Annotated in this window: 10 protein-coding genes; 5 read left to right on the top strand and 5 right to left on the bottom strand. The window is 58.4% G+C overall.

The window, feature by feature from the left end:
- A partial coding sequence (locus tag ACIOMO_RS27545) for a catabolite repression control protein Crc (protein WP_401244632.1) occupies nucleotides 1–476 on the top strand: 476 nt, incomplete at its 5' end.
- Between the two features lie 80 nt (nucleotides 477–556).
- Here the strand turns inward: ACIOMO_RS27545 and gltS are convergent.
- The 5 genes from gltS to rph form a co-directional block, all read right to left on the bottom strand.
- Nucleotides 557–1,765 (bottom strand): sodium/glutamate symporter, encoded by a 1,209-nt coding sequence (gene gltS, locus ACIOMO_RS27540; protein ID WP_212550356.1) that lies wholly within the window; start codon nucleotides 1,763–1,765, stop codon nucleotides 557–559.
- A 355-nt stretch (nucleotides 1,766–2,120) separates the two neighbouring features.
- Nucleotides 2,121–3,311, bottom strand: a complete 1,191-nt coding sequence (locus ACIOMO_RS27535) for a Xaa-Pro peptidase family protein (RefSeq protein ID WP_212546230.1) — start codon at nucleotides 3,309–3,311, stop codon at nucleotides 2,121–2,123.
- Between the two features lie 103 nt (nucleotides 3,312–3,414).
- Nucleotides 3,415–4,299: a helix-turn-helix domain-containing protein gene (locus ACIOMO_RS27530; protein ID WP_401244629.1), complete on the bottom strand. Its 885-nt coding sequence runs from the start codon at nucleotides 4,297–4,299 to the stop codon at nucleotides 3,415–3,417.
- Nucleotides 4,300–4,328: 29 nt separating this feature from the next.
- A complete protein-coding gene (locus tag ACIOMO_RS27525; protein WP_053125048.1) occupies nucleotides 4,329–4,697 on the bottom strand; it encodes a DUF4870 domain-containing protein in 369 nt (122 codons plus the stop codon).
- Between the two features lie 28 nt (nucleotides 4,698–4,725).
- Nucleotides 4,726–5,448 carry a ribonuclease PH gene (rph, locus tag ACIOMO_RS27520; protein ID WP_401244627.1) on the bottom strand — a complete coding sequence of 241 codons (723 nt, stop codon included), beginning with the start codon at nucleotides 5,446–5,448 and terminating at the stop codon, nucleotides 4,726–4,728.
- Nucleotides 5,449–5,718: 270 nt separating this feature from the next.
- Here rph and ACIOMO_RS27515 point away from each other — a divergent pair, with 270 nt between their 5' ends.
- The 4 genes from ACIOMO_RS27515 to ACIOMO_RS27500 all read left to right on the top strand — a co-directional run.
- The gene (locus ACIOMO_RS27515) at nucleotides 5,719–6,582 is read left to right on the top strand and encodes a YicC/YloC family endoribonuclease (RefSeq protein WP_053125050.1); all 864 of its coding nucleotides are present in this window, start codon (nucleotides 5,719–5,721) and stop codon (nucleotides 6,580–6,582) included.
- A gap of 12 nt (nucleotides 6,583–6,594) precedes the next feature.
- On the top strand, nucleotides 6,595–7,215 hold the full coding sequence (gmk, locus tag ACIOMO_RS27510) for a guanylate kinase (protein ID WP_053125052.1): 621 nt from the start codon (nucleotides 6,595–6,597) through the stop codon (nucleotides 7,213–7,215).
- A 168-nt stretch (nucleotides 7,216–7,383) separates the two neighbouring features.
- Nucleotides 7,384–7,647 carry a DNA-directed RNA polymerase subunit omega gene (gene rpoZ / locus ACIOMO_RS27505; RefSeq protein WP_016985812.1) on the top strand — a complete coding sequence of 88 codons (264 nt, stop codon included), beginning with the start codon at nucleotides 7,384–7,386 and terminating at the stop codon, nucleotides 7,645–7,647.
- A 57-nt stretch (nucleotides 7,648–7,704) separates the two neighbouring features.
- A partial coding sequence (locus tag ACIOMO_RS27500; RefSeq protein WP_401244625.1) for an HD domain-containing protein occupies nucleotides 7,705–8,349 on the top strand: 645 nt, incomplete at its 3' end.

The raw sequence follows: 8,349 nt of genomic DNA, 5'->3' as shown, positions 1-8,349 counted from the left end.
TCAGTAAGGCCACCTTGCTGCTCCCTTCGGGGATGAACGGCGATGAGGACTTGAACCAGAAGTTCAAGCTCATGGACGACTTCGGCAAGTACCTGGACAAACAGCGACGCAAACGCCGCGAGTACATTTATTGTGGCTCGCTGTACGTGGCGCAGCAGAAGCTCGACATCAAGAACTGGCGCGACAGCCAGCAATCCCCGGGCTTCCTGGCGCCGGAACGCGCCTGGATGGACGAGATTGTCGGCAACATGGGTTATGTCGATGCCCTGCGCGAAGTCAGCCGTGAAGGCGACCAGTACAGCTGGTGGCCGGATAACGAACAGGCCGAGATGCTCAATCTGGGCTGGCGCTTCGACTACCAGATCCTGACACCGGGCTTGCGCCGCTTTGTACGCAGCGCACGTCTGCCGCGTCAGCCACGGTTCTCGCAGCACGCGCCGCTGATCGTCGACTACGACTGGACGCTGACCATCTAAGCGTCGAATCGCAGTCAAAAAAATGCCCGTATCGCGAGATACGGGCATTTTTTGTGCGCTAGCCTAAAGCGGGCTGAACCTCAGAGCGCGACAAACATCGGCAGGGCCAGATACAGCTTGATCACGATGACGTTAATGATGTCGATGAAGAACGCACCAACCATCGGCACCACCAGAAACGCAATCTGCGAAGGCCCGTAACGCTGCGTCACCGCCTGCATGTTGGCGATCGCCGTCGGCGTGGCACCTAGACCAAAACCGCAATGCCCTGCGGCCAGCACCGCCGCATCGTAGTTGCGGCCCATCATGCGGAACGTCACGAAAATCGCAAACAGCGCCATGACCAATGTCTGCACCGCCAGAATGATGAAGATCGGCAACGCCAGCGCCGCCAGATCCCACAGCTTCAGCGACATCAAGGCAATCGCCAAGAACAGCGACAGGCTGACATTGCCCAACACCGACACTTCCCGCTCGAACACCTGATACAGGCCCAGCGCCGAGAGACCGTTGCGCAGCAACACACCGACAAACAGCACACAAACAAAGGTCGGCAACTCGAGCGCACTGCCTTGCAGCCAACCGTTCAGCAGATTGCCGACCAGCAGGCTGACCGCGATCAGGGCGAGTGTTTCGATAAATGAAAACGGCGTTATCGAGCGCTCTTTGTTCGGCTGTTCAAAACCCTTGGGGAGCCGTGGCGCTTGCTGATTCTGGCAACCGGGCACCTCAACCCGTTTGATCAACAGGCGAGCCACCGGCCCACCAATCAAACCGCCCAGCACCAGACCAAAAGTCGCCGAGGCGATCGCCAGTTCAGAGGCAGAAGCCAAACCGTATTTCTCACTGAACACGGTGCCCCACGCCGCGCCGGTGCCGTGACCGCCCGCCAGAGTGATCGAACCGGTCAACAGGCCCATCAGCGGGTCAAGTCCGAGCAGAGTGGCGAGGCCAACGCCCATCGCGTTCTGCACCACCAGCAGCCCGGCGACTGCCACCAAAAAGATCCCAACAACGCGCCCGCCCTTTCTCAGGCTGGCGAAGTCTGCACTCAAACCGATAGTGGCAAAGAAGGCCAACATCAAAGGCGTTTGCAGCGAAGTATCGAAGCGAACTTCAACATCCAGTGTTCGCATGATCAGAAGAACAAGCGCAACCAATAGGCCCCCGGCAACCGGTTCGGGAATATTGTAATTGCGCAGAAACCCAACGCGAGTAACTAAACCACGCCCCAGTAAAAGTACTAAGGAAGCGGCCACGAGTGTTCCGTAAAAATCGAGCTGAATCATTTTGATTATTCTTGGCTATATTCAGGGACGAGCTCTTTTCCTGAGCGCGCGCCGTGAATCGGCTGATTGTCTCAACACTGATTGCTGTGGAATTCAAGAACCTTCGACGGCTTGAATATATCGAAATATTTCAAGAGAAACATAACGCCGGGCAACTTTAACAATCGTCCATCGCCGATGCCAAGGACGGAGCCAGCACCAAGGCTGTGCAGTTGTGACTAAACATGTAAGAGCGATAAATATATAACTAGATGACTACCATTCATCGGCAATAGATTATTCCTACATCCCAAAGAAACTAATCCCGTTGCATTCATGTAAATGCCCGTAGGTGAAACACGGGCATTTTTATTAATCAGAGAATTGTCTGACTGGAGATGTCTCGGGGCGCGCGCGTCAGGATGTCTGGCGTGTCGCCAATCACCACCGTGTCGTCGATCCGAAAGCCACCCAGCCCCCACTGAAAAATCCCCGGCTCAGCCGAATACACTTCGCCACTCATCAGCGGTCGCGTATTGAACGCCATGTCGTGGGGAAACTCATGGCCGACCAGCCCAAGTCCATGGCCCGTACGATGGATGATCAAGTCCGCCACTCCATGCCGCTCGAAAACCCCTTGAGCCGCCGCATCAATCGCGCAAACCGGATTGCCCGTCACCGCCGCTTCGCACGCCGCCTCATTGGCTTCCCGCGCCGCCTCATACAACTGAACCTGCCGCGCCGATGGCTTGCCGCAAAACCAGGTGCGCTCGTTCTCGATGATCAGACCGTTGATACGCGGAATGATGATGTTCACCAGACCATGACCCTTCTCGATCCGCGCGCCGCACTGCCGACCATCGCCGTGGGGTGCACAGCTCGCCGGGCCGGACAGGGTGAAAAACTCGATGCACTGCACATCCTCACCGGGGAAACGATTAGCCGCTTCTTCGACAAACAGTGCGGCCATGCTCATGTCCAGCTCCTGAACCAGCCGTCCGGGGCGGATGTTTTCCCGGTAGCGATCCTGCAACCAATCCGTCAACGCACAGGCTTCGCGCATCAGTTGGATCTCTTCGGCATGCTTGACTAGCCGCAACGTGCGGCACTCTTCGGTCGCGTTTTGCAGCACCAACGATGGCAGCAAAGTACCGACGCGAGCCAACGGCGCCGTGATCGCGTCGACGCCAATGCGCGACCGATGCAGCCCGGCATCGCGCAAAGATTGTGCGACCAGCTCACTCCACTGACTGACCAAGGGCAGGCGATTTTGCACACGCGGATGCTCGGCATAAAAACGTGCATCCTCGATCCAAAGATGCCCGGCTTCTTTGGTGAAACGCCAATGATGCGTCGATAGCTCATGAGCGATCACAAACGGCGCGCCGTTCCTCGGTACGACGCACAGAATTGGCCGTTCCCACGTCTCGACGTCGGTATTGAAGTTGGTCGCGAACTGGAAGAAGTCGGCTTGGGTGAACAGCAAAGCATCAAAGCCTTCGCGATCCATCAGCGAGTACATGAGTTGCAGGCGATAGTCGCGCACAGCGTGTCCGAGGTGTGCCATTGGCTGGCTCCGTGTCGTTGAAGTGCGGACAGTGTTCAACGAGGGCGTTGCAGGCGTCGCGCCGATCCTTGCTCAATTGCCGGTACTTTCTTGCTCACGAGTTTTATCGGGACTGGCGAAAATCCTTCGGGCTGATGCCATAGGCTTTACGAAAGACTCGGGCGAAATGGCTGGAGTCGGCAAACCCGGATTCCAGGGCAATTTCCAAAATAGTCTTGGCGGAGTTTTCCAAAGCGTTGCGCGCCCGTTGCAGGCGCACAACCAGTACGTGGGCATGCGGTGAAGTGCCAAAGGCGCGTTTGAATTCGCGAGCGAAGTGGAATTCACTCATCGCCGCAATTGCCGCCAACCGGGCAATGCAGAGCTTTTCGCAGGGGTGACGCTCGATGTATCGCAAGGCATCCATCAGGCCTTGGCTGGCAACTCTTCGCTGGGTGCTCGAAAGCTCATAACTGTTCAATAAATGAGCAATCAATACCTGAACGCTTAGATCCGCCTGCTCACGGGCGCCCCGACTGTTGTCACCGATGGACAGCGCCAATTGCCGGGCCAGCAAATGAGCCACTCTGTCGTTTTGATACAGCGGCTGATGCGTTCCGCGAAATCCGGCGAAGCTCAATCCTTGCTCCTGCGCCGCAGCGGTCAACGCCGGCATTGGCAAATGCACATGAAGGATGTCGAAAGCGCTACGCGTGTCCCAGCTCGCGGATTGGCTGGGCTGCAGCAATCGCACCTGACCACTGTGAATCTGCCCATCCCACACCTGCCGGCCGCCAACAGCGGCGCGCGACTGCATGGGCGCAAGCATCACGCTGAGCAAAACATGCTCGCGCGGTTCAGTGCGTTCAAAGTGATAGCTGTCTGTGGATGAACGCTGCCAGCGGAACACCGCAGCGCCGGTCGATTGCAGATCCGTCAGCACGGCGGCGGGTTTCATCCGCCATTCCTCGGTCTGCTGCTCGATAGAAGGAAAGACCGGCTGAGCCATTGCGCACTCCGCCTGTCAGGCCCGCGAGCCTACTTGATCAACCGCCAGGTAAACGGATACCGGTACGGATAGCCCTCGTTGGCCTTCACCCCGGCAATGATCGTAAGCACCAGTGCGCCGATGCCCAGTATCACGATCAGGACGAAGCCAATGAGCAACAGCATCAGCAGGAAGCAGATCAACGACGCAATCGCGACAGTGATCTGAAAATTCAGCGCCTCTTTGCCCTGGGCATCGATAAACGGATCCTTTTCACGCTTCATCTGCCAAAGAATCAACGGCCCGATCAGGTTGCCGAACGGAATCCAGATCCCCAGCAAAGCGGACAAGTGACAAAACATCGCCCATTGACGAACCTCCTGGCTCGGTTTGGGCAGCAGCGCTTGCTCGTCACTCATCGCACTCTCCTTGCGGTTATGAACCTGCTCAGTCAGCCAGTGCGGCCTTCTGCAGTTCGAAAATCTCGTTCATGCCTTGCTTGGCCAGTTCCAGCATGGCGTTGAGGTCTTCCGGCTGGAACGGCGCGCCTTCAGCGGTGCCCTGCACTTCGATGAAACCACCGGTGCTGGTCATCACGACGTTGAGGTCGGTCTCGGCAGCGGAATCTTCAAGATAGTCCAGATCCAGTACCGCTTCGCCCTGATACATGCCGACCGATACCGCGCCGATCATTTGCTTGAGCGGGTCGCCGCCCTTCAGGCCGCCGCGCTTCTTGATTACTTTCAGCGCATCAACCAGAGCAACCATGGCGCCGGTGATGGATGCAGTGCGGGTGCCGCCGTCAGCCTGGATCACGTCGCAGTCGACGTACAAGGTGACGTCGCCCAGCTTGGACATGTCCAGCGCAGCGCGCAGGGAACGGCCGATCAGGCGCTGGATTTCCAGAGTGCGACCGCCCTGCTTGCCACGGCTCGCTTCACGCTGGTTACGCTCGCCGGTGGCGCGCGGCAGCATGCCGTACTCGGCGGTCAACCAACCCTGGCCCTGACCTTTGAGGAAACGCGGCACGCCGTTTTCGACGCTGACGGTGCAGATGACTTTGGTATCACCGAATTCGACCAGCACCGATCGTGCGGCGGGGTTGGGGGTGGGGCGGGTAATGCGGATCGAGCGGAGCTGATCGGCAGCGCGACCACTTGGACGTTTCATAGGAGATACCTGTACTGAGGACGGAAAACTGCCGAGCATTATAGAGCGGTGCACCGCGACTGGGCACGGGTTAAAAATTCGAGCCGACGACCGAAGGCCCTGAAACACGCATTACCGACGGGCTGCAGCCCTTTGTCACACCGTGTGTTTGGGCGCATTCGCCGCACTGCGCTACAATCCTGCGCCTTTGCTGCCAGTCGGCATAAATTCATTGATATCGCGCTTGCGGAACCCAGGTTTCGCGCCGATCTGCATTGCGAGGTTACCGCCATGGTGCACAGCATGACCGCCTTCGCCCGCGTCGAGAAAGCCGGCGTACAGGGCACCCTGAGCTGGGAACTGCGCTCGGTCAACAGTCGCTATCTGGAACCGCACCTGCGCTTGCCGGAAACCTTTCGCGACCTCGAAGGCGCGGTGCGTGAAGCGCTGCGTCAGGGCCTGTCGCGGGGCAAACTGGAATGCACCCTGCGTTTCACCGAAGAAAGCACCGGCAAAGCGCTGCAAATCGACCGCGAGCGCGCCGCGCAACTGGTCGCTGCCGCTGAAACCATCGCGGGCCTGATCAAAAACCCTGCAGCGCTGAACCCGCTGGAAGTCCTGGCCTGGCCTGGCGTTCTGGTCGGCGATGCAACCGATCCGCAGGCGCTGAACGCCGAAGCGCTGGCCCTGTTCAATCAAGGTCTGAAAGAGTTGAAGGCTGGCCGTGAGCGCGAAGGCGCGGAGCTGGCCCGGTTGATCAACGAGCGCCTGACATCGATCGAAGCAGACGTCGTGACCCTGCGTGAACTGGTGCCACAGATGCTCGCGACCCAACGCCAGAAAGTCCTCGACCGCTTCGCCGACATGAAGGCCGAGCTGGATCCGCAGCGTCTGGAACAGGAGATGGTCATCCTCGCGCAAAAGAGCGACGTGGCCGAAGAACTGGATCGCCTGAGCACCCACATCATCGAAGTGCGCCGGGTGCTCAAGTCCGGCGGTGCAGCCGGGCGTCGCCTGGACTTCCTGATGCAGGAGCTCAACCGCGAAGCCAACACATTGGGCTCCAAGGCCTTTGATCCGCGCAGCACCCAAGCCGCCGTCAACCTCAAGGTGTTGATCGAGCAGATGCGCGAACAAGTGCAGAATATTGAGTAAGGCAACCCCGACATGACCCACAGCACCGGCACCCTGTACATCATTTCCGCCCCTTCGGGCGCGGGCAAGAGCAGTCTGGTCAAGGCTTTGACCGACGCCAACGCGGAGATCCGCGTTTCGGTTTCGCACACCACCCGCGCCATGCGTCCGGGCGAAGTCGACGGCGTGAACTATCACTTCGTGACGCGCGAAGCGTTTGTGAAGATGGGCGAACACGGCGATTTCCTTGAGCGCGCCGAGGTTTTCGGCAACCTCTACGGCACCTCGCAAAGCCATCTGCAGCAAACCCTCGACGCAGGTCACGACCTGATTCTGGAGATCGACTGGCAAGGCGCCGAGCAAGTGCGCAAGCTGATGCCGCAGGCACGCTCGATCTTCATTCTGCCGCCGTCGCTGCAAGCATTGCATTCGCGTTTGACCAACCGTGGTCAGGACAGCGACGAAATCATCGACGGCCGCATGCGTGAAGCGGTCAGCGAAATGAGCCACTACGTCGACTACGACTACCTGATCATCAACGACGATTTCGCCCACGCGCTGGACGATCTGAAGGCGATTTTCCGCGCCAATCAGCTCATTCAGAAGCGTCAGCAACAGCTTCACGGCAAATTGCTGGCCGAATTGCTCGGTTAATCAGCACTTCCCAAAAGGCCTGCAAGCGCTTTACATTGGCACTTGCAGCGCGTTGAAGGGCTTGGTTAAAAAATCAGCGCTTCCCTAATCGCTGGTGTTTTTTTAAACTGTTGAGTCCGCTCGCCCAACCGGGCAGCGCGCATATTTGCATTCGCTCCGAGGAATACCATGGCCCGCGTAACCGTTGAAGACTGCCTGAACCACGTGGAAAACCGTTTTGAGCTGGTCATGCTCTCTACCAAACGTGCCCGTCAACTGGCCACCGGCGGCAAAGAGCCACTGGTTCAGTGGGAAAACGACAAGCCTACCGTTGTAGCGCTGCGTGAAATTGCTGAAGGCCTGATGAGCTACGAGTTCATCGCCGAGCAAGAAATCGTCCAGGATGAGCCGCTGTTCGCAGCGTTCGAGGACGAGTCCAACGAGGCCGTCTAAGCCTATGCCTGGTCGACGTAGCACGGCGCGGGATCACAGCTTACGGCAGGAATCATCATGCCGAGCATAGACGCCCTCGCCGATCGCTTATCGACCTACCTCGGCAACGACCAGGTCAACCTGGTCCGCCGAGCGTATTTCTACGCCGAACAAGCCCATGACGGTCAACGCCGTCGCAGCGGCGAGGCGTACGTCACGCATCCTCTTGCCGTGGCCAATATTCTTGCCGACATGCACATGGATCATCAGAGCCTGATGGCCGCGATGCTGCATGACGTGATCGAAGACACCGGTATCGCCAAAGAAGCGCTGCAAGCGCAGTTCGGTGAAACCGTCGCCGAACTGGTCGACGGGGTCAGCAAACTGACCCAGATGAATTTCGAGACCAAGGCCGAAGCCCAAGCCGAAAACTTCCAGAAAATGGCCATGGCCATGGCGCGCGACATTCGCGTGATCCTGGTCAAACTCGCCGACCGCCTGCACAACATGCGCACGCTGGAAGTGCTGTCCGGCGAAAAACGCCGGCGGATCGCCAAGGAAACCCTCGAAATCTACGCGCCCATCGCCAACCGGCTGGGCATGCATGCGATCCGCATCGAATTCGAAGACCTCGGCTTCAAGGCCATGCACCCGATGCGTTCCGCGCGGATCTACCAGGCGGTCAAGCGAGTCAGTGGGTATTTTATGGTATTCGTGATCATT

Source organism: Pseudomonas sp. NPDC087804, assembly GCF_044742965.1.
GTDB lineage: Bacteria > Pseudomonadota > Gammaproteobacteria > Pseudomonadales > Pseudomonadaceae > Aquipseudomonas > Aquipseudomonas rustica.
The sequence above is the reverse complement of the archived record's forward strand: the minus strand, read 5'-3'. Positions and strand labels throughout refer to the sequence as shown.

Coding starts and splice junctions, on each gene's coding strand:
- ACIOMO_RS27525 (WP_053125048.1), bottom strand. CDS start 4,697: ATGAGTGACGAGCAAGCGCTGCTGCCCAAACCGAGCCAGGAGGTTCGT.
- ACIOMO_RS27535 (WP_212546230.1), bottom strand. CDS start 3,311: ATGGCACACCTCGGACACGCTGTGCGCGACTATCGCCTGCAACTCATG.
- ACIOMO_RS27515 (WP_053125050.1), top strand. CDS start 5,719: ATGGTGCACAGCATGACCGCCTTCGCCCGCGTCGAGAAAGCCGGCGTA.
- rph (WP_401244627.1), bottom strand. CDS start 5,448: ATGAAACGTCCAAGTGGTCGCGCTGCCGATCAGCTCCGCTCGATCCGC.
- ACIOMO_RS27530 (WP_401244629.1), bottom strand. CDS start 4,299: ATGGCTCAGCCGGTCTTTCCTTCTATCGAGCAGCAGACCGAGGAATGG.
- gltS (WP_212550356.1), bottom strand. CDS start 1,765: ATGATTCAGCTCGATTTTTACGGAACACTCGTGGCCGCTTCCTTAGTA.
- rpoZ (WP_016985812.1), top strand. CDS start 7,384: ATGGCCCGCGTAACCGTTGAAGACTGCCTGAACCACGTGGAAAACCGT.
- gmk (WP_053125052.1), top strand. CDS start 6,595: ATGACCCACAGCACCGGCACCCTGTACATCATTTCCGCCCCTTCGGGC.